The sequence below is a fragment of the Paenibacillus lupini genome (genome assembly GCF_011761355.1).
Lineage (GTDB): Bacteria > Bacillota > Bacilli > Paenibacillales > Paenibacillaceae > Pristimantibacillus > Pristimantibacillus lupini.
This window is the reverse complement of record NZ_JAASRW010000003.1, coordinates 834,149-855,758: the sequence shown is the minus strand read 5'-3', so window position 1 is coordinate 855,758 and position 21,610 is coordinate 834,149. Positions and strand designations below refer to the sequence as shown.

General features: G+C 47.9%; 10 protein-coding genes. All 10 read right to left on the bottom strand.

The window, feature by feature from the left end:
- Positions 1-4: 4 nt before the first annotated feature.
- The 10 genes from FHS17_RS13400 to FHS17_RS13355 all read right to left on the bottom strand — a co-directional run bounded on the left by FHS17_RS13400 (position 5) and on the right by FHS17_RS13355 (position 21,581).
- Positions 5-1,573 (bottom strand): ABC transporter substrate-binding protein, encoded by a 1,569-nt coding sequence (locus FHS17_RS13400; RefSeq protein WP_167278880.1) that lies wholly within the window; start codon positions 1,571-1,573, stop codon positions 5-7.
- A 163-nt stretch (positions 1,574-1,736) separates the two neighbouring features.
- Positions 1,737-7,664, bottom strand: a complete 5,928-nt coding sequence (locus FHS17_RS13395; protein ID WP_167278879.1) for an S-layer homology domain-containing protein — start codon at positions 7,662-7,664, stop codon at positions 1,737-1,739.
- Positions 7,665-7,710: 46 nt separating this feature from the next.
- On the bottom strand, positions 7,711-8,553 hold the full coding sequence (locus FHS17_RS13390; RefSeq protein ID WP_167278878.1) for a sugar ABC transporter permease: 843 nt from the start codon (positions 8,551-8,553) through the stop codon (positions 7,711-7,713).
- A gap of 1 nt (position 8,554) precedes the next feature.
- Positions 8,555-9,859: a carbohydrate ABC transporter permease gene (locus FHS17_RS13385; RefSeq protein WP_167278877.1), complete on the bottom strand. Its 1,305-nt coding sequence runs from the start codon at positions 9,857-9,859 to the stop codon at positions 8,555-8,557.
- Positions 9,860-9,953: 94 nt separating this feature from the next.
- A complete protein-coding gene (locus FHS17_RS13380; protein ID WP_208420347.1) occupies positions 9,954-11,303 on the bottom strand; it encodes an extracellular solute-binding protein in 1,350 nt (449 codons plus the stop codon).
- A 574-nt stretch (positions 11,304-11,877) separates the two neighbouring features.
- Positions 11,878-12,873, bottom strand: a complete 996-nt coding sequence (locus FHS17_RS13375) for a formylglycine-generating enzyme family protein (protein WP_167278876.1) — start codon at positions 12,871-12,873, stop codon at positions 11,878-11,880.
- Between the two features lie 18 nt (positions 12,874-12,891).
- Positions 12,892-14,358: a sulfatase gene (locus FHS17_RS13370; RefSeq protein ID WP_167278875.1), complete on the bottom strand. Its 1,467-nt coding sequence runs from the start codon at positions 14,356-14,358 to the stop codon at positions 12,892-12,894.
- Positions 14,359-14,516: 158 nt separating this feature from the next.
- Positions 14,517-16,247, bottom strand: coding sequence for an extracellular solute-binding protein (locus FHS17_RS13365; protein WP_167278874.1), 1,731 nt, complete (start codon positions 16,245-16,247; stop codon positions 14,517-14,519).
- 217 nt (positions 16,248-16,464) lie between these two features.
- Positions 16,465-17,154 (bottom strand): beta-glucanase, encoded by a 690-nt coding sequence (bglS, locus tag FHS17_RS13360; protein WP_243865349.1) that lies wholly within the window; start codon positions 17,152-17,154, stop codon positions 16,465-16,467.
- 116 nt (positions 17,155-17,270) lie between these two features.
- Entirely contained in the window at positions 17,271-21,581 is a 4,311-nt protein-coding gene (locus FHS17_RS13355; protein WP_243865317.1) for a carbohydrate binding domain-containing protein, read from the bottom strand.
- Between the last annotated feature and the right edge of the window lie 29 nt (positions 21,582-21,610).

Sequence of the window (21,610 nt, the reverse complement as noted above, 5' to 3'; positions counted from 1 at the left end):
CGAATTAGTTGTGGCTGGACAGCCATAGATCAAGCTGACGCTGTTTCTCCTGGACGACTTTATCGGCTCCAGCAGCCTTCAGCTTGCTTATATACATCGGGATAATTTTCTCCGGATCCTGTGCTCCTGTATTAAAAGCCGGCATAAATTCTTTCTCTACAAGTAGGGAAGCCGCAATCTCCGCCTTCACATGCTCGGGGTTAAAAACAAAACCAAGTGCCTTCGATTTATCCGCCTGCTCGTTAAAGCTGCGGTATTCCTCCCAGAGACCCGGATTTTCGTTATCCCATAGATAGGAGTTCAACTGGTTGCCAAACATCCAAGGCTGATTGAGATTGTAGCCCACCGTCTTGGCATCTACGCCAGGCGGATATTCGATGACATTATCCGACTTCTTGACGTAATGAACGCCCTCTAAGCCCCAATCGAGCAAATTCAGTAAATAAGGATCGGTGTATAAAAGATTTAGCAGCATCATCGATTTCTCCGGATGCTTGGCATTACGGGTAATCGCGAACATCGCGCTTGTTGTATCCGCTGTTGTCGTATAAGGTTTTGTCAGTTCTACACTGACCATGGGATAACCGGTATCCCGCGAAGCTTGAATCTCAAATCCTGGTTTAAGAGACTCGGCATAAGCAAAGGCATTACCTGCTTTCACTGCGTCATATTCATTATCTTTAGATGTTGTAGCATCCGCGTTCAGATATCCCTTCCGATTCCACTCATAGAGGAGCTTCGCATAGTTCATAAATTCATCCGTCTCCGCCATACTAAGTACCTTCGTTGATTGCCCGTCACGTCGCAATACACCTGGACCTTCTCCCAGCATGTCAAAAATACCGTACTGCATCATAAACGTAAGAGGACTGCGGTCTGCACGTGCCTGCAGTGGTGCAACCCCCGACTCATCTCGTTTAATTCTCTCGAAAATGGGGCCAAAGTTGGCCAGCGTCTTCACCTTCGAGAGATCAATATCGTATTTATCCACCAGATCCTGGCGGAGCACGAGCCCTTTGCTGGAAGCAAACTCTTTGTTGGTAACAATGCCGTATAACTTGCCATTCACCTTGCTGGCTTCAAGAATAGACGGATCCAGAATCTCGCGAATGCCCTCGCCATATTTGTCCAGCAACTCATCAAGTGGAAGGTAGCGTCCTTTCGCAATCTCATCACCAAAACGCATCCATCCTGCGGTAAAGAGAATGTCCATCTGTTCGCCGGAAGCGAACATAAGCCCCGTCTTATCCCACCAGGATCCCATATCAATGGTTCGGATATCGACTGTGGCGTTTATTTTTTTGAGAAGATAGTCGTTGATTTTGTCTTCAACAAGATTAAGGTCCTTGGGCACATTCCCCGCGGGGAAGACCATAACCAGCTTGTCGGTATTATTGGTATCTGCAGCCGGCTTCGTTGCAGATTGATTATCGGGATTTGTATTGGAATCATCGGCCGATCGGGTCGGCTTCGGGGTTTGTCCGTACATCGTCGAGAATACTATGAGGATAGCGACGACGAGCAGCGATCCGACAATTATTGGAAGCGCTTTCTTGTTGGCTCTATTAAACATGTCACTCGTCTCCTTGGCACAAGGTTAGATACCTCATCATACAACGGCTTGATTCTTTCCGACTACTCTAATTGTAACTTTTAATAACAAGATTGTGACTTTGAACGCATGACAAATAGCCGGTTAAGGGAGCCCCTTAACCGGCTTGCTTTATTATATTGAATTATATGTCCATGAGGTCAGTTGCCTGCAGCAAACGCTTCAGCGTTACTACTGCTTCGGCACGTGTGGCATGGTCGAGCGGAGCGAACTTACCTGCAGATTTGCCTTGCATAATCCCTGCCGCTGCAAGCTCTTCAATAGAAGACTGTGCCCACTCGGCGATTTGGCTGCCGTCTTGTTCAAACGCTGTTGTTCCGGTATCCCAAGATGAAGTATCCTTTTGGGTCAGCTCCAGTACCCGGTCCAGCATGACCGCCATTTCCTGGCGGGTTACCTCTTGATTGGGATGGAATGTACCATCGCTCATCCCTTTGACAATACCGTATTGCACAGCCGTATTGATATAGGAGGCGTACCAGGTAGACGGCTGTACATCCGTGAATGTTTTGATGTCTTCGCTTGTTGGTGCAAATCCAAGCGCCTTCACCACAAGTGCTGCAAATTCCGCTCTGCTGATGTCGCGGTTTGGCGCAAACGTATCTACAGCAACACCGTTTACGATCCGTTTGTTTGCCAAGAGTAGAATATCATCCTTCGCCCAATGGGAAGATATATCCTTGAAGGTAACAGTCGAAACAGCTGCCGCGTAAAGACTGTTTGTTGTGCTTTTTACCGTAACAACGGTATGGCCGCCTTCACTCGTGAACAACGCAGGTACCGTTCTAAATTGTCCTGTTGCCGGATCAAACACTACAACTGTGCTGTGCTCCACATCTAATGAACCGTCGAGCATGAAGCTTCTAGCTACAAACTGCTTTCCGAAATGATGTACCGGTATGGACTTAACGCCGGATTGCAAAGTCATCTCGAAGGAAATGGGATTACCTGCAATGGTGAAGCCTGCCGAAGCTGCCTTGTTCTTCAGCTCCTCAGTTGTATCTGATGCTGCTTGAGAGAGTTTAATGGTCAGCTTGGAGCCTGTCACCTCTAGATCCTGTCCGTATCCGGCTTCCTCCAGAATCGTCCATAGATTTGATGGAAGGTTATACGTCATACCCCCATAACGAATCACAATGACTGCACCCTTAGGAGCAGCTGCTGCCTCCTTCAATACAGCTGCAGAGAACTCAACAGTTCCCACTTCCACATTAGCCGGCAAGTCAATGATAATCTCCGTTTTACCTGATAGCAGGCCAGCCTTCAGTTCAGCATCATGATTAAGGGATGGCTCAGTTGGTGTTGAACCACCGCCTGTATGATTGCCTGGGTTTCCATTATCCTCATGCGTAACAGTACGAAGCTCAAAGCCCGTTCCTACTGCGTTAAATACAGGTCCAATCTTCGTATGGCGGACGATAACATTATCCAAATTAATTGATCCGCTTACGTCACTGTTCACATGAATTCCCCACGTACCGGTTCCATCGATCACATAGTTTTCAATCGTAATGCTATGAGTACCATTCGTGATTGCGTTAGGGCCGTTCACGTACAGACCTTGATAAGTACTGTCCAGTGCTGTGTTATTACGAATCATAATGTCCGCATCAATTGGCTTATCACCAGTGAACAGCCAGATGGCTCCAAAGTTCTGACCCCAGCTTGGTTCGCGGCCGCCGGTGCGAATTAGCGTATTGCGCTCAATTAGTGTTGTACCATCGAAGGCTACTGGATTGAACCTTGTTGATACCGCAATCCCTGCACCAAACCCTACTGTATCCGAAAGGATATTGTCCTGCACGTTATTGTTCCGTCCGCCAAAGATCGCTACATTATCCGCAAGCCATGGCAGCTGTACCGTATTAAACCGAACCGTATTACCGCTCACACGACTGTCATCATCGGATACGCCTTCCGGCTTCTGTGACCAAAGCGCGATGCTGTCATCACCGGAGTTACGGATATGGGTTTGCTCAATCATGGAGTTTCTTGTGCCGGTTGTGAAGTTAATTCCATCGGCATAGGTATCGCGAATTCGCACGCCGCCAACGTATAAACCATCTGTCAGCATACCTTCGTCACTACGCATCGACCAGATCCCGGCTTTTGCATGCTCAATCCATACGTTCTGAATTACCGATCCCTGGCCAAAGGTGCCATCAAAGCCCGCTTCACGCAGCTCATCATGGCGTCCGGTCACACCAAGATCCATATACAAATCGTATACCCGCACTTTACTGCCTTCAACGAGGAAGCCTGCTCCCTGCAGTTCGGTGTTCCACATGCCCGCACCACGGATCGTCACATTATTGATATGGAGAGGTCCTTCTGTAAGTGTAAATACCCCTGCCGGAATCCATAAGCCAACATCCTGTTCCTTCGCTGTTGCAATTGCTGCTTCAAAAGCAGCTGAATCATCCGATTCATCATTCGCTATTGCTCCAAAGTCTGTTACCGTTAAGTAGCCGTCTGGTTTCAAATAAGCATCAGGCGCCTGCTCCAGATCAACCAAGTCAACCACATAGTATTCCGCTGTATCGTCCGCTTCCTTCACGAGACGGATCGTTGAGCCTGCTGGTACTTCGCCAACTAACAGACGGGATTCATCATAGAAACGGTGAGCATCTCCGTCAGCAGGATTATTCGTCCAAGGATATTTACCATATACCCAGCTGTACTTGCTGGACAGATTAATCTTGCCTTGCTTTTCTCCATTAATATACAGCGTCAATGTATGCTCTTCGCCGTCACCAGCTGCAGAGTCCGGAATGATATAGCGCATGGTCAGCGCATTCGCTTGCTCCGTTGTTTTAAACTCTACATATTGTCCTGTTGCGTCCAAACGAACAGCTTCCCTGCCGGATGCTTCGGAAGCAAAAGTTTTAAACGTACGGTCCTCTTCGATGAAAGTACCATTCGTTACGCCATGTTCTGCTTCATAAGTCGTAAAGGGAACTGTCGCTCCGCGGTAATCTTTGTTGATTGCATTTTGCACGATAAGGTAATCGACATCAACGTTGCCGGTATTGCCGTTATCGTACTGCAAGGAGATTGTGTTCATGCCTGCACGAAGTGGAAGGTTCAATGTCTTGTCAGCCCAGCCGTTACCTGTACTTGGGAACTCTATTGCAGCAGGCTGCTTTAAGCCGTTAACAAATACATTTAACGTCTTTGCATTGTGGTCTGAATTGCGATAATGCACTTTTGCTCCATAGCTATCAGCGTTGTCGGCATTGACTGCAAACTGCAGTGCTGCATCCACTTGTGTAAAACCGGATACGTATGCTCCATTTGCTGATACTCCGCCAGTCATAAAAGCTTCGTCCGCTTCGTAGCGGACGTCACTCTTCACGGGCTGAATTAGCCAATGAGCCGAGCTTGCCGATGGATTAACTGCCTCGGCAGTAACTGCTCCCGCTTCACTTAGTGTTAAATACTGTTCAGGAGCAGCAGCATTGCTCAGTACCTGATAGCCTGCATAAGCATTAACTTCCCATTGTCCAGCTAGACTTGTTCCATCCGTAATGGCCGAAGGCTGACCATTCAGATTGAGAGCCAGCTTATGGCCAGTCGCTTGATTCACATATTGCTTATGACCGTTGTAATCCTGCGGCAGCCAGTTAGCTGCTTTGTCATCATTAACAGTAGGAATAGCCGCAACAATAGCGCCGCTATGTTCGATTATTGCCTTGCCGCTTGCACCATCAACGATCCGAACTACATTCGTTTCTTTCAAAATAGGAGTCACTGCGTTCTCAGGACAATCAACAGACGGTATGGTTACGGCTTCAACTGATGCCGTCTCGAGTCTCCACTGCACGCCGCGGCTTTCAATCGATCTTAGTTCATATTGCGCATAACCTTGCAAATCCTCGGTATGAATATAGTTGTCTTCATAACCTGCCGCTGCACTGCGTAGCAGATATAGACCAGAGGAAGGACCATTTTCTACAACCCAGTTCACTTTCGTATCCTTATCCACTGGAGCTGTTGTTGTCTCCAGATAGCTTTGCAGATTTTCGATAGATATGGCATTGCTGGTCGCACGGTTTACGATATGCTGAGTACCATCTTCACTCGTGATTTGCCAGTGCGATGCCGCATTGTTCGCAGCTGGTGCGCCGTATAAGACAACATGGTTGCCGTTCTCATACAGGTATTGGCCGGATGCTTCATTCTTGATTCGGATAAAGCCTTCCGGCAATTCAGCCGGTGCTTGCGCAGCAGCCTCCAGTACCCATTGCGCACTGCCCCAATTCGCCGGAATATTGCTTGCTTGCGCAAAGCCAGTCTGGTCTTGTATATGGATATTGGCGGCTTCATTATTCCAATTCGGGTTCCAGCTGTTGCTGAATACTTTCGTATTCACAGAGCCTTCCACATCCGTCATCGTCCACTGCACGCTGCCCCATGTTTTGTCCAGCGTTAAGCTTTCGAGTGGCTTGAGATGTGGATCTGTTTCCCCCGGCTGCTTGTTAATGTTCTCATTAGAAATCATATGCCCTGTTGCCCGGTTCACAATATAAACGCCTTGCGGTGCGGTCTCAATCGACCACTGGGAGGCAGGATCATTCGCATCAGGCTGACCGTAAGCGACCTTACCGTCCTCATCTTCAAAGAGGTATTGGCCAAAATAGCTGTTCTTCAGTCGTACGTAAGCTGGAGCGGTCTCAGCAACGGTGATAAACTCCCATTTTGGGCTGCCCCAGTCTTTAGGCACAACGCTGAACTGTGCGTATTTCAGCTTGTTCTCGGCATTGACGTATTTCCCGCTGTCATCGCTTGGCTTGCTGATCAGCTTATAGCCTTGATACGTCTCAATTGTCCAATCGACTGCCGTTGAATCTTCTTCTGCCAAAACAGTAGATTTCAGCGCATCCCGGTCGCCTGTTACCCCATCATTATTCAAATAATGACCAGTGCCGCGGTTCTTGATTCGTTTTACGCCAGCATGATCTTCCACCAGCCACTGCGCATTCTGATTAGATGACAGTACGTTGCCGTATTGAACAACACCATTGGCGTCTTCGAACAGATACAGCTGCAGCCAGTTATTCTTGATCCAAATGTATGGAACAACCGGAGCTGTAGGAGGAGCTGGGTCCTCGAGCGCCCACTGTGCGCTGCCCCATGTTGCCTGAGCCCAGTTGTTGCCCTGCGCGAAGCCGTCTTGATTCTGCACGTTGATGAAACTGCTTGCGTTTGCCGCACTCTTCAGCGAGACATATCCGTCTACTTCTACACCGCTGTCATTCTTGGCAGCCGCGATGATCCAAGCTGAATTTACACTTGGCGTAGCTTCAGCGGAAAGCGGTGTTGCCCCGACATAATCAACACTCGTTATATAATGGCCCGTCGCCACGTTGCGCAGCAGCTTGCCGTTTGCCGTGTCAATCAAAGTCCATTGCGAAGATTGATCCGTATAAGCAGGGTCGCCGTATTTGATCTGACCGTTATCTTCATATAAATAGATGCCTTTCCAATTATTCTTGATCCGCTTCGGCGCTCGAACTGGTTTGCTGGCTTCTAACGAATCAAAGGTCCAGGTTGCGCTTCCCCAGTCCGATTGCGCCCAATTATTCGACTGAACGGTACCATTGTCAATTTGGAAATTGACGATCCAAGAAGCGTTACGAGTACTGATAATATTGAACTCTCCAGGTTTGCTTGCAACTTCTGCGGTATCCCATGTGTCAGAGACCCAGTTCTCGCCAATGTCCGAGCTATCTACCGCATTTGTTATATTCGCATCTGTCACCTGTTCAGAATTCATGTAATGGCCGGTCGCCCGGTTTTTAATTCTCTTATGATCACCCTTCACTTCAATCATCCACTGCGCATAAGGATCGTTTACAGCCGGAAAGCCGTAACGCACCTTACCTGCTGCATCCTCGTACAGGGAATAACCTTTCCAAGGATTATGAATTTGGATGAAAGCGTCTTCATTATTAACCCCAGAAACGCCGTCCGCACTTGCGGACAGCGGGGGGATCGCAATAAGGAGCGCCATACAAAGAAATAGAAGCTTCTTTAATAATGATGCTGGCATTGATCCCATTCCTCCTACAAAGTAATGACATAATTTTAGAGTACAATTAACCTTTCGTTGCCCCATCCGCAAGACCGGAGATGAGGAAGCGCTGCAGCAGCAGGAAAACAATCGATATAGGTATCGCAATAAGAATTGTACCTGCGGCAAACATCGTAAAGTTATTCGCAAACTTATCATTAATAAAGTTGTATAAGCCTAGCGCCAGTGTGAACTTCTCCGGGCTGCGGATAATAATCTGCGGCGTCAGGAAGTCAAAGAACGGCGCCATAAACGTAAACAAAGCAACAACTGCAATAATCGGGCTGGCGAGTGGAATTAAGATCCGGAAGAAGATCGTCAGGTATCCTGCTCCATCTATTTTGGCCGATTCGTCGAGGTCACGCGGAATCGTATCCAGGTAACCTTTTACAAGGAACAAGTTCATTGGGAGACCGCCAAACACATAGATCAGGATGAGGCCTGTAAACGTATCCAGCAGGTTAACCGTGTTGAGCAGCAGATAGATGGCTACCATCCCCATGAGTACCGGGAACATCTGCAGCAGCAGGAAGGTATAAATGCTGTTCTTGCGGCCGATGAAACGGAATCTTGAGAAAACGTAAGCTACAATCGATACAATGCAGACCGATGCAAGACCATTGATAAAAGCAACGATCAACGTGTTCTTATACCAAAGGGTGTAATTGCTGCTTGGATCTGTGAACAACCATTTATAATGCTCAAGCGACCAGTTGTCCGGGAACATTTTGAGAGAGAACAAGCTTGTTCCTGGATTGAGGGACATACTGAACGCCCACAACAACGGATATAGAATTAGAACAAACATAATGAGAACGATCAAATAGATGCCGGATACTTCGAGAGCGGATTTGAGTGAACGCTTCATCTTAGTACATATCCTCCTCTCTGAAGGAACGGGTTTTGCGGAATTGATAGAGGGCAAACGCCGCTACAACGATCCCCATAATGATGGAAACGGCGGCAGCCATCTTGTAGTTATTTTCTTTGAACGTCAGGCTGTACACCCACGAGATTAGAATGTCGGTAGCACCTGAGCTTTGCCCCGGTACTGGCGGACCGCCTTTATTAAACAGATAAATAATGTTGAAGTTATTAAAGTTGTACGAGTACTGCATGATCAGCAGCGGAGCCGTAGCAAACAGGACATGCGGCATCGTAATGAAGCGGAATTTCTTCCAACGACTGCCCCCGTCTACATCAGCTGCTTCGTACCAATCTTTCGAAATCCCCTGCAGAACACCTGTAATCAAGGTAAATACATAAGGGAAACCAAGCCACACTTGAATACTAATAATTGCAATCCGAGCCCAAGTTGGATCAGATAACCAAGGAATTGTCACGCCAAAATGGGAGAAGATATCCCGGTTAATCGCTCCAAACGTATCATTAAACATCGCTGTAAACACAAGCACCGTCATGAACGAAGGAACAGCCCATGGCAAGATTAACACGGTACGAATCAGACGTTTGAATTTGACACGACTGTCATTGACCAATACGGCTAAGAAAAAGGCCAGCACAATCTGCAATGTTGTTGCAACAAGTGTCCAGACAACCGTCCAGGATAAGACTGTAATTAAGCTTTTGCTCCACACTGCTTCCGTGAACAGTGATTTGAAGTTGGCAAAGCCGACCCAGTTAAGCAAATGAGCGGGTGGAGAATTGTACAGGTTGTAGTTGGTGAAAGCGAGAGAGATCATGAACAGCAGCGGAAAAATAACAATCAGCGCCATCATAATGAAATTCGGCACAACGACAAAGTACGGGAAGCCATGCTCCCAGCTGTCCTGGAATGCTTGCCGAACGGATGGCGTACGAGTACCCTCCTGCCGTTTCTTCGCATCTTTGCGGGCATCGAGCAGGTTAAGCACATACAAGCCTAGCAAAATGATGCCAATGATCGAGGATAACAAGCCTTGGACGAGCAGATTACGAGAATCATCTGTTTCGGGGTTATCTCCCAAAGTGATCATACCCGCGATGCTGTTTGCGATAGGCACGGATAACGCAGCGATCAAGCTTAAGCCAATTACAAGAAATACAATTCCTTTAATCCACCTTCGATTGTACAGCTGGCCTAAGCCAGGAACGATTGAGAGAACCGTTGCCAGAACAGGATTATGATTATTTTGTCTGGACGCTGGTGCTGGCTCCAGGGCGTTGATGTTCATGTTTGGTTCACCTTCCATATATCCGAATGCGTTAAGATAGGAAAGGAAAAGGGGCTTCGAGGAGCCCCTTCCCTTTTGCTTACGTTACGTTTACTTATTTCGCGCCTGCCATCTTCATCTTGTCATTAATGAGATTTACTGCGTCATCCAGTGAAGCTTGAACGTCTTTGCCTTCTGTAATGAATTTCAAAGCGTTAGCCATTGGATCCCATACATGATCAAGCTCAGGAACAGTAGGGAACGGTTGACCGTATTGGATTTGCTGCGAGAAGCCGGATACAAGCGGATCTCCAGTTAGAGCCGGATTGTTCAGGACACTAATGACCGGTGGAACTTCACCTGTTTTTTTGAAGTAATCAAGGGCATTCTCTTCGTTCGTCAGGAAGGCTGCAAAGTCTGCTGCCCATTCTGGGCTCTTCGTGAACTTGGAAAGCATCCAGCCTTTTACGCCGATGAAGGAAGTTGGGTGACCGCCGCCTTCGAGGGTAGGGATTGGAGCAACCGCAAGATCGTCACCCAATGCTTTCTTGTAATCGTTAATTGCCCAAGGACCGTTGATAACCGCGCCAACTTTACCTTGTGTGAACAAGCCGCCAACGATGTCGCCGTTTACGCCTTTAGGCAGATAACCGTTGTTGAACCAGCTTTGAATGAGGGAGGCACCTTTTACTGTACCTTCTTTATTGAGGCCGATATCGTTGATGTCGTATTTGCCGGCATTGTCTTTGAAGATGTAGCCGCCTTCACCACCAAGGAAGCCCCAAGCAAAGTAGAAGTTCGCTGCTTCGAAGAGGAAGCCGTAGTTTTGTTTCTTCGCGTCGGTTTGATCTTTCATAATTTGCTCCAGTTCCGCAATCGTTGCCGGTGCCGTAGGAACAAGCTTCTTATTATAAAAAAGAGCATACGTTTCAGTTACGAGCGGAAGACCGTAGAGCACGCCGTCTTGGCTAAGAGCTGCCAATGCTTCAGGTGTGTAAGTCCCCTTCACTTCGTCGGAAGCTTTCACTTCTTGAACGAGACCTTTCACAACAAGGCTGCCGATGCCCGGCTGGTAGAACAGGTCTGGACCTTTGCCTGCAGGACCGTCAAGGGCAAGAACATCCGGCTGATCGTTCATCGCTACCGGTTTAATGTTGATTTTGATTCCTGTTGCGGCTGTGTATTTGTCTGCCGCTGCTTGGATAACCGCGAGTTTATCTTCTGCAGTGTCTGGCCAGATTGTCAGTTCCGCTGGCTTCTCTTCCGTTGGACCCGTGACTTCTGTTGTTGCTGCAGCATCCGTGCTTGGTGATTCCGAAGCTGGTGAGTTAGCGTTTGTATTTGTGCTAGCGGAGGCATTTGCATTGTTTGCGGTTGTCTTATTGTTGTTGCCGCCGCATGCTGCGAGCGACATCGATACAGCCAGCAAGCTAAGCGTAATAAGCATTTTTTTGCTCTTTAACATGATTGTTGCTCCCTTCCCTTTATCAACTCTTTGTCGTTTGTTGACCCCGGTATGCCGTGGTTCATGAGTTAATTGTAAGAGTTCAGGGGGAGGCCTAACTACCAATCCGGTGACCTGAAAGGATACGATTGTGACCTGTCGATAGCAGAAGGAGCCTAGGACAAAATAGCTGTGACACATCGGCGAGCTGCTACTCAGGAATCATACAGCTTAAGCATGGCTATGTTGGATTTCATCCAGTAAGAAGATTGTCACGAGCTTTACTTGTTCGTCTATATTGGATTCCGTACAGCAAAAAAGTCACCAAGGTTCAATTAACCTTCATCTAGCGGAATTATGCTGGATGAAATCCAACATAGAGACTGATATGAGGGAAGAAGGGGAGCTATAATGGATGAAATCCAACATACGGGGCGTGTAGTTTACAGACTGAGATTGCAGGACATCAATTAATGGGTATGTGGATACGTGGCGCTAAGATAGGCTGGGGTTATAATAGGGATCAAAAGAATGAATCAGTCTAACTGTCCATAAACAAGCAAGGACCGTCTCCTTGGGAAGACGGTCCTTTGCTTTATTGTGTTGCTGACAGCACCGTTCGGAAGCCCGCATTGCCTGTTGAGCTGTCGGGGGTGTTTTTATTACGTGCAGCTACCCGGTATCGGTTGCAGTAAGAGCTGTGGCATAGATAAGAACCACCTCGCATTACTCTTCCTTCTCCGCCTCGCGGGCCTTGCGGATTGTCACTCTCGCCGCTTTGGTAATAGGCTGGGCTGAACCAGTCTGAACACCATTCCCATACATTACCCGCCATATTATAGAGGCCATAACCGTTAGGCTTGAAGCTTCGTACTGGAGCGGTTCCGAGGAAACCGTCGCTGGCGTGATTTTTGACCGGGAACTTGCCCTGCCAAATGTTGCAGTGATGCTCTCCGCCTTGCTTCAGCTTGTCCCCCCAAGGGTAGCGCTTCTGAACAAGGCCGCCTCTTCCGGCATATTCCCATTCCGCTTCTGTAGGAAGCCTTCTGCCTGCCCACTTGCAATAGGCCATCGCATCATTCCAGGACACATGAACAACCGGATGATCCTCCCGACCTTCGATACCGGAATCTGGTCCCTCGGGATGATTCCAATCGGCCCCTTCAATAGGGAACCACCATGGAGCAGACTGTGGAGTCATCGTGACTTTTGCCGCATCAGCTTCCGATACAAAAGAATGGAACACATAAGACCAGCCGAATTGCTGGGCTTCCGTCACATAACCGGTTGCCGCGATAAACCGTTCGAACTGTTCATTCGTTACGGCACACTCATCCATATAAAAATCCGAGACCGTAACCGCATGGATCGGTCCTTCTCCATCAGCCGGAAATCCTTCCTTATCGTTAGTACCCATAAGAAAGGTTCCTCCTGGAATGAGGACCATTCCTGTCGTATCCTCATTTGAAGGATTAGCTTTCACCACTTGAACGCCTGCTTTTAGCTTAAGGTTCTTAGGCTCAATTACAATAGACGAACGCTGCGTTGAACAACAAGATTTCAATGGATTGCCTTGCGAATCTTCTGCCATATTTGTATTCCTCCCTGCCTAAGCCAAGCCTAGTCTGACATATTGTTCCTCGGGTGCTCCAGCTTGCCTCATTCCATTAATAAGCAGCTCAATCATTCTAGCCTCTGCCGCTTCATCATGCAGCGGATGTTCCTGGGCTTGATCATTCGAAAGGTCATAAAGACGTGTTTCCATAACGAATTGATTCCGTGCGTACTTCAAGCCTTTCGTGCTTTCCGGAATTTTGAAGACTGGATAAGACGTATAAGGCAGGAATCGTCCCGCTTCGATCTGTTCAGGAGCGATACGCCCTAGATAAGAGCGGAACGTCGTTGGCATCGCCGTGTACGTATAACACGGATAATTATCCGGGGAGACAGGTGCGCGCATGTAAGTATAACGACCATCCGTTACGTTCACGCACATCCCATGATAACCGTATAAAGCAGCCTCCCGAATATGCTCCTGCGTTCCTTCAATTAATAGACGAAGTGAAGCTCCTTGCACCGTTTCCGGAATTTCTACGCCCATATAATCAAGAATAGTTGGCATGAGGTCAATATTTTGTGTAAGCGCCTTGATCCGTGTCCCCGCTCCCTGACCTTCAGGAAGCCTGATCATAAGCGGAATATTAGCTAGCTCATTATAGACATGCATCACATTCTTGCCTGTCTGCTCATGCTCGCCGAGCAATAAGCCATGGTCAGTTGTGAAGATAATCATCGTATCATCCAAAATATCCAGCCGTTCCATCGTATCAAACAACTTGCCAAGCCACACATCAATCATAGTAAGTGTCGCAGCATAACGCTTCTGGATATGGGCAAGGGCATCAGGTGGTACATCAACCGTGCCGTACTTCGGCCAGCTATAAGCCGGACCTTCATAGCTGTCTTGATACATCTCCAAATAATGATCAGGTGTATCAAAAGGCTCATGCGGATCAAACGCTTCAACGGTTAGAAAATAACGGTCTTCCCGCCCATTCCTCTCCAGCCAATCACATGCCGCTTGAATCGTCCGTGGTCCCGGATAGTCTTCCTCCCGGATGAACTGCGTCCGATTCTTATCACATTGCTCCCTCACTTGACCGTAATACTCAGCCCGCTTCGGCAGATCTGCGACAGAAGACAACCAAGGATCATCCTCCTGCCCCCGGTGGAAATCCCAAGTCGAGAAAGACTGGCAGTAATTTTCTCCACCTGTCGCAAAGTAATGATAATGATCGGTGACGATGTGACTGAATACGCCTGCTTCCCGAAGGGCAGCCGGCAAGGTTTGGTCAAACGGCTCGATGCCGCCCCACCCTTTTTCAAGAAAAGCAGCACGCCCGGTCATCATATCTCTGCGAGCCGGCATACATGGTAATGAGCCGGACCAGTGTTGGTCGAATACAACAGACTGCTCAGCAAGCCGATCTATGTTCGGCGTTATCACGCCTTCTCCGCCATACGCGGATAGAGCACGTCTATTCAAAGTGTCCAGCATAATCATAATCGATCTCATTTGAGCACCTCTTATTTTCCCAAATAGTGAGTACTTATTAAATACCCCCTACTATAGCAAACTCTTAAAGGAGTGAATAGTAGAAAAGGATTTGCTTTATTAAAAAAGTGACCGCCTCTCCATATGGGAGAAGCGGTCACTCGTTTGCCTAACCTTTATTATTTTGCACCAGCACTCACGGATTTGTACCAGTCATTCACTTCTTGCGTAATTTTGTCGCCGCCGGAAGATTTCCACTTCTCTACGAATTTGTCGAAGGAATCAACAGAAGCTTTGCCGTAGATGATTTGAGAGAATGTATCTTTCTCCATCTTCGTCAAAATATCATTGCTCGTTTGCATCGTTTCTGTTGGAGCACCTGTGAACATTTGCGGCATAACCGCATCCTTCTGTTCCAGAACGATCTTAGCTGCTTCGAGGAGTGGCTGAGTCGCGCTTAATTTGTTCTTCTTCTCAAGCGGTGTAGTTGCCTCTTCGCCATTCGCCAGCTTTGCAAGTACTTGCATGTTCAGACCTGGAATACGTGCTCCATCAAATGTGAGCGTATACTTCTCTGGAGCAAAGCCGCCTGTGCTTGCAGCATCTTTTTTCACTTCACCGTCTACCATTACCCAGTCATAACCTTCTGCCATACCATTCTCGAACTCCCCACCAGCTGGAGGATTCGCGAATTGGTCGAACAGGTAGTTCTGATATTCGAAGAACGCTTCTGGATGCTCCATCTCTGCATTAATCAACACAACACCGTTGGAGTTAGTTGTACCATGACGTCCCACTTTGCCGTCTGGTCCAGCAGGCAGCGCGTATGCTTTGTATTGCGCATCTTTATTATTTTTCTTCACATCTTCAAGCGGCCATGCCGGCATCCAGTGAGGACCAACAACGATACCTGCTTTGCCTGCTGTGAAATCTTCCGACGCTTTCGTCTCGTCGTACAAGCCCGCTTCTGTCGGCAGATAGCCTTTGCTCATCCAGCTTTGAAGCGTTGCGAGTGCTTGCTTCGAGCCTGCGGAAACGGAACCGTACTCGAGCGTGCCGTCTGCTGCTTTATTCCATTGGTTTGGCTGCGTGCCATACATGCCGAAGATCCAGCCTGCATCAGACATCCACGTGTTGAGCCAGTTTTTGAAGCCGATCGCGAGACCGTACGTATCTTTCTTGCCGTTGCCATCCGGATCCTGATTGGTGAAGGCATCCATAACTTTTTCGAGATCAGCCAAGGTCTTAGGAGCTGGAAGTCCAAGCTTCTGCATCCAGTCTTCGCGAATCCACATAACCGGGTCGCCATTGTAAGCGTAATCGAGAATTGGAATACCAACTCGTTTGCCATCCTCCATGTACGGATACCATACAGTAGGATCTTCGTTCATAGCATCTTTCCAAGTTTGGCTGGCATATTTGTCGAACAATTCACCAGCATCTATGAAACGTCCGGAGTCGATCAGCTCTCTTACGAGGGTGAAGTCGCCACGGTAAGAGATGATATCCGGCATTTTTTCATTCGTCGCAAGAGACAAGCGAAGCTTTGTTTCAAACGCATTGTTCGTCGAAGGCGCAATCCATTGGTTCTTCAGCTGAATTCCGAATTTATCAAGTGCCCACTTTGTATGTACGTTATTGTCGGCATCTTCACCCTCTTTGAACGTTACATCGGGGCCCCATGGGCGCAAGTAGCTGATTGTGATCGGTGGATCATATTTTTTAAGCTCGTTTGTTGCATTTTCTGCAGCAGCGTTATTAGCAGGCGCATTGCTGGCATTTGCATTTGTACTTGCATTGGCATTGTCCGGTGCATTGTTATTGTTGCCGCACGCAGTAGTGATCGCTGTTAGAGACATAACTCCCGCGAGCACCATCGTAGGCAGCAACTTTCTTTTATTTTCTTTCAACTGCATTTCCCCCAGTGCAATGTAGTAGTTTACAAAACCTATATTAAGGAGTTGGACTACCTCGTTCTATACTAAGATTGCAACATCAATTGCACTTCCTTAGGATGTTAAAAATTGAATATATATCTTTAAAATTTTACTGTACGAGGCCACTAACTACTAGCCGGGAATTATTTGCACAAAAACGGTGCAGGAGCCTCCTGCACCGTTTTCCGCTTTAATTGCTCGTATATTTCATCCAATCATATTCGGCATAGAGGGGATTGGCGCCATTATAGGCACCGAGCCAGCTGTCTACACCTGTGCCGTTCCAAATGTTCATCATGATTTTGCCTGGATTAGTCGGGATCGTTGAAGTAGCCGTATGCTTGAGCACACCGTCAACATACCACTTGATAGAGCCTGCCTGCCAATTGAAAGCATAAGTATGGAAGCCTTGTGACGCATCGAAGCCTAGATCTACCACTTTCTCGTGTCCGCCTATACCATTGGTAAAGTAATTGAACTGCACCTTGGTTGTGTCTTTGCCGAGGAACTCAATATCAATCTCATCCCATGGCGTGCCATCAGACGGGCCGGTGTAGGTGAAGAAAGAAGATACGATACCCGTGTTTTTAGCCGGCTTCATGCTGACCTCATAGAGACCATAACCATACTTGTTAACGGAACGGTATTCCGCGCAATTAAATACGTTGTAGGCAGAGCTTGTTAGGCCCAGCTTCAAATGGCCGTCACTCGTGAAGCTCACATTGTTCGCACGCCAGGTACAGTTAAACATACCGCCGTTCGAGTAACCATCCGCCTTTTGCCAGGTTGCAGGATTATAGTACGTCAAAGGTTCCCAAAACTCAGTAGCTCCGTACGAACTTGAAACGAATAACATCGATACAATTGCCGAACCAGCCATAACGAGTGATGCTTTCTTTTTCATACAACACCTCCAAATGTGATAGGACACTGTAAATCAGCCAGCCTTCCCCTATCCCTCCTTCCAACCGTACATTTTCGATCTATAAAATGATGTTAGATCGGTCCCAAATTGACCAGATTTACATCCGAGATCGTAATGGTTGTATCACCGGCGTTGCCGCCCGCAATATTGCCCATATCGAAGGAAATACGAGAAGGGTCATAGCTGCCATCTGTCACATCAAAGGTAAAAGTGAAGGTCTGCTCCTCTGTCGTCAGATCGACCTGCTGGCCAAAGTAACCATGCCACGCATATCCAGCCGGAACATCTACCCAGCCAATGCCAATTCCTAATTTTCTAGCCGTATTAGCCTTCGCTTTGAAAGTAAACTGATACTTAGAGCCTTGCTGAATCGCGAAGCCCTCCTGGATCACCTGCCGATCCCAAGCATTATCGCCTACTGATCCGATGGAAGCCTCAAGCCTGTTATTATTTGCGGCGATAGCAAGCTGGCCAGGAGCTGCCGTATAGGAGAACCATCCCTCTGTTCCACTTGTAAAGCCGCCATTTTGCAGCAGGTTTACGTTAAGAGGCTGCCCTCCTGTCTCTGCCGAACCATTCACTTCATACAGCATAATGTGATCGATCGCAACCGAGTTTGCACCCTCACTAGCTGCCGGGTTGCCTAATCCAAAGACAAGGACAGATGCTGGATCCGAATCGCTGCCCATTGTAAAGTCGTAGGCAAAATGGGCTTGATCCGCTCCTAGTGACGCTGTTTGCTCCAGATACTTGGCGAATTCGCCGCTGCTCTGCGAGACAACCACCTGCATATTTTTCAAGCTCGACGCAGACGCATCAAACTCCAGCCTGTAAGTTTTGCCCTTCACCATGTTCACGTTGCTCTGCTGCAGCGTGTAATCCCACCAGTTCTGGCTTGTTCCCGGCAGCTCCGCTACTAACTCTCCTTCACTCGATCTGCTCATAGAAGCAGGTTCTCCAGGAGTAAGGTTCCAGCTGCTCAGGTCCGTAACAAAATCACCATTCAACACGATATTAGGCGACATATCTACCCAAAGAGTGTTGTATCCGTATCCCTCGAAATCAAGGTAATAGCTGTTACCAGCTTCCAATTCTACTTGATCCAAATAAATCGTCTTATACTTTTGCCATCCGTCTGTGCTGCCAAGATCATAAGTTGACTGTGCAATAAGGCCACCTGTCTCGTCTTTGACGTTCAATCGGACTTGCGAATCCTCTTGACCACTCGCTACTCTCGCTGAAATCGCATACTCACCGGAACGTTCGACACTAATCTTGTATCGCAGCGTATCACCTTCGTCCATATAGGCGACATTCTTGCCGCCTTCACTTGCGTTCTCAAGCTGCAAGCCCTGCATCTCCCACGCACCGGCAGCAGGAATATGAGTATAACCCGATACCGAGACAGGTGCGCCACGCTTCACCAATCGAACATTGTCTACCAGTACCTTGCCGTTCTCTCCGCCAAATAACAGCTTGAGCTCCGCTTCAGCCTTATCTGCACCCTCCCCGATCACAACCTCTGTCGAGTAGGTTTGCATGGTTGTCCCAAGAGAAATTTCACTACCACTTGGAAACAAAACAGGGTGACTGCTCACCACATCAAGATCCATCTCACGAGCCGTGTCGGATTTGGCATCAAAATAAATCGCGTACTCGCTGTTTTTCTCCAGCACCAATCCTGGTTGAGAGACGGCTACAGCACACGCTTCCGCTCCTCCATTGGCAACATCAACAGCCAATTGCCGCTCCATCACAGGGAACGCGAGGAAATTATTCACGCTGAAATCAGCTGATGCATCCTCGGCTACTGAAGTTGTCCAGAAGGCTAGTCGGTTCGAGCCTTGATCAAATGTACCGTTATAGATGAGGTTACCATCGGGCAGCGTCGTCCGTTCCACCGGAATTTCCGGCTGAGGGGAAGCCTCTCCGATTTCTACAAGCCTCACATTTGCGAAATAGGCACTTGTTACTGCATCTTTGCCAAGATTAAATTCAAATCTAGCATTATTATCAGTGCTTTCTAACATGTCAAAGTTATATTCATAGGACTGCCACTCTGTCGTCAGATGGCTCTGCTGTTCGCCGGAGTACACTTTCCAGTTCTTCTCAAACTGATTCACCTTCGACATAATGTTCAGTTCCGCATCCGCTTTGGCGTCATAGGTCACTTTATATTTCTTGCCCTTTTGCAGGTAGACCGGCATTTGAGTCAGTTGTACGGAATAGACCTGGGTACCGGCATTCGTGATCGATACTTTAGCCGCTTTCCCTTTTGCCTCATCATCCACAACAGTCACTTGACCACTTCCGCCTTCGTTCAGAAGGAACTGCCAATATGGTGGGATTCCATTTGCATCTGTGGCTTGCATAAACTTCTCATTGTAGAGCAAATTGCCGTCCTCTTGCGGCGCACGTTTTGGTTCAGGTGCAGGAGGATTACCCGTTACATCTTCCCAGCTGTCCAGGTTCTTATATTCATACACCCGTACAAAGTCCACGTTCATCTGATCTGCTGTAAAATCTCCATTTGGCGCTCCCGGCCAGTCTCCGCCTACTGCCAGATTCAGAATCATGTAGAAGGGTCTATCAAATGGTGCGGGATAGGTATAGTATTCTGGCTGCCCCGGTCCCTTGGTCTTCCAATCTCTCACTTCATGATAAAGCTGGCCATCAACATAGAAACGGATAACGCCTGGCAGCCATTCTAATTGAAAATCATGATAGTCGTCGGCAAAGGTCGCACCATTCTGCAGCACATAGCTGCTCTGAACGGAACCATGTGAACCGTCTGGTTGAACACTGTCATAGTGAAGTGTACCAAAAACCTTGTTTTTGTTCGCTCCGCCAATAAGCTCCATCATGTCAATCTCACCGGAAGCCGGCCATCCGCCGTAATGCGCTTCATCGGTTGGCATCATCCACATCGCAGGCCACATACCCTGCTGAACAGGCAGCTTGGCGCGAACGACCATTTTACCGTAAGTCCAGTCGCCTTTTTCTTTCGTTATCAGCTTCGCAGACGTATAGCTGCTGCCCTTATACTCTTCTTTCTTAGCCTTAATGCTCAGAACGCTGCGGTCTCCATCCTTCTCAATAGCGGCATTATTTGGCGTGTAATATTCCAGCTCATTGTTGTAGACAACATCCGTGTCCACGACCGTCCATTTGGTCGTATCGATAGCTGGTTTATTAAATTCATCATTCCAGACCAGCTGCCAGTCCTTATCTGGAATCGTCGTTGACGGTACCGGTGTCTCTCCTGAAGTTGACGGCGGGTTTGTAGTGGTTGGCGGATTTGTTGTACCGGATGCTCCGGCTCCTAACGAAGTCTCCGTACCCGTAGGAATTGGCTTATCATTCACCGTAACACCATCTGACTGAACCTGGAGGGATTTTACTTCACTATCTTCAGACCATTCAAAATCTGTTGGTGTTAAAATTCTTACCTGCTCTGCATGAGTACCATTCTGAAAAACAACTCGAACGGAACTTCCAGGTTTGTTAATGGAAACGTCATTCAGCTGGGCACCATTAAAGACAACCGAATGGCTTCCGCCTCCCTTAATAACGGTCTTACCTGTAACCGTAACACCTTCCAGCGTAACGTCGCCCTCCTTGATTCCTTCGGCAAGAAGCAGACTGCCATGCACCGCTGTATTCTTGACCGTAACATCGGTTGCGCGGATGATCAGATTGCCCTCTACTTTGGAAGCATCATAGACGACTGGCTTGGTGATCAAATCACCAATCATGCCGGACAAGAGAACAGCAGATTCAGCACGTGTAATTGGCGACTTTGGCTGTAGCTTACCGTTGAAGCCTTTCATAACCTTCTCACCCATCAAATAAGAAAGCGCTTTCTTTGCATAGCTGGAAACAGCCCTATAATCCTTAAACTGCTTAAGTTCGGCATCGGATTCGCTGCCTGTTGAGAGCTCAAACGCCCGATCGATCATAACTGCAGCATCTTCTCTCGTAATCTGTGCATTTGGTGCAAAATGATCCTTATCCATCCCATTCACAACGCCTGAACCGCTTGCTCTTGTAACCGCATCATAATACCAGGCATCCGCTGCTACATCATCATAGGCTGTTGATTCCGTACCAGAAAAACCAAATACACGATCCAGCATTGTTATAAATTCAGCTCTGCTGATTGATAAGCCGGGTTTAAAGCCCCCCGTATCGTAACCGCTTACAATACCAAGTGAGGCCATACGGTCTATCGCCGATTTTGCCCAGTGCCATTCTAGATCTTGAAACGACTTCACTGGAGTTGACTCTGCAGCATACGTACTATTCACTCCGATAACGGGGCTGGCGAAGGAAGCCAACAGACTGCATATGACCATTCGAGACATCCATTTTTTAACCATCATATCCTCCTTAGTTACTTTCGTTTTTTATC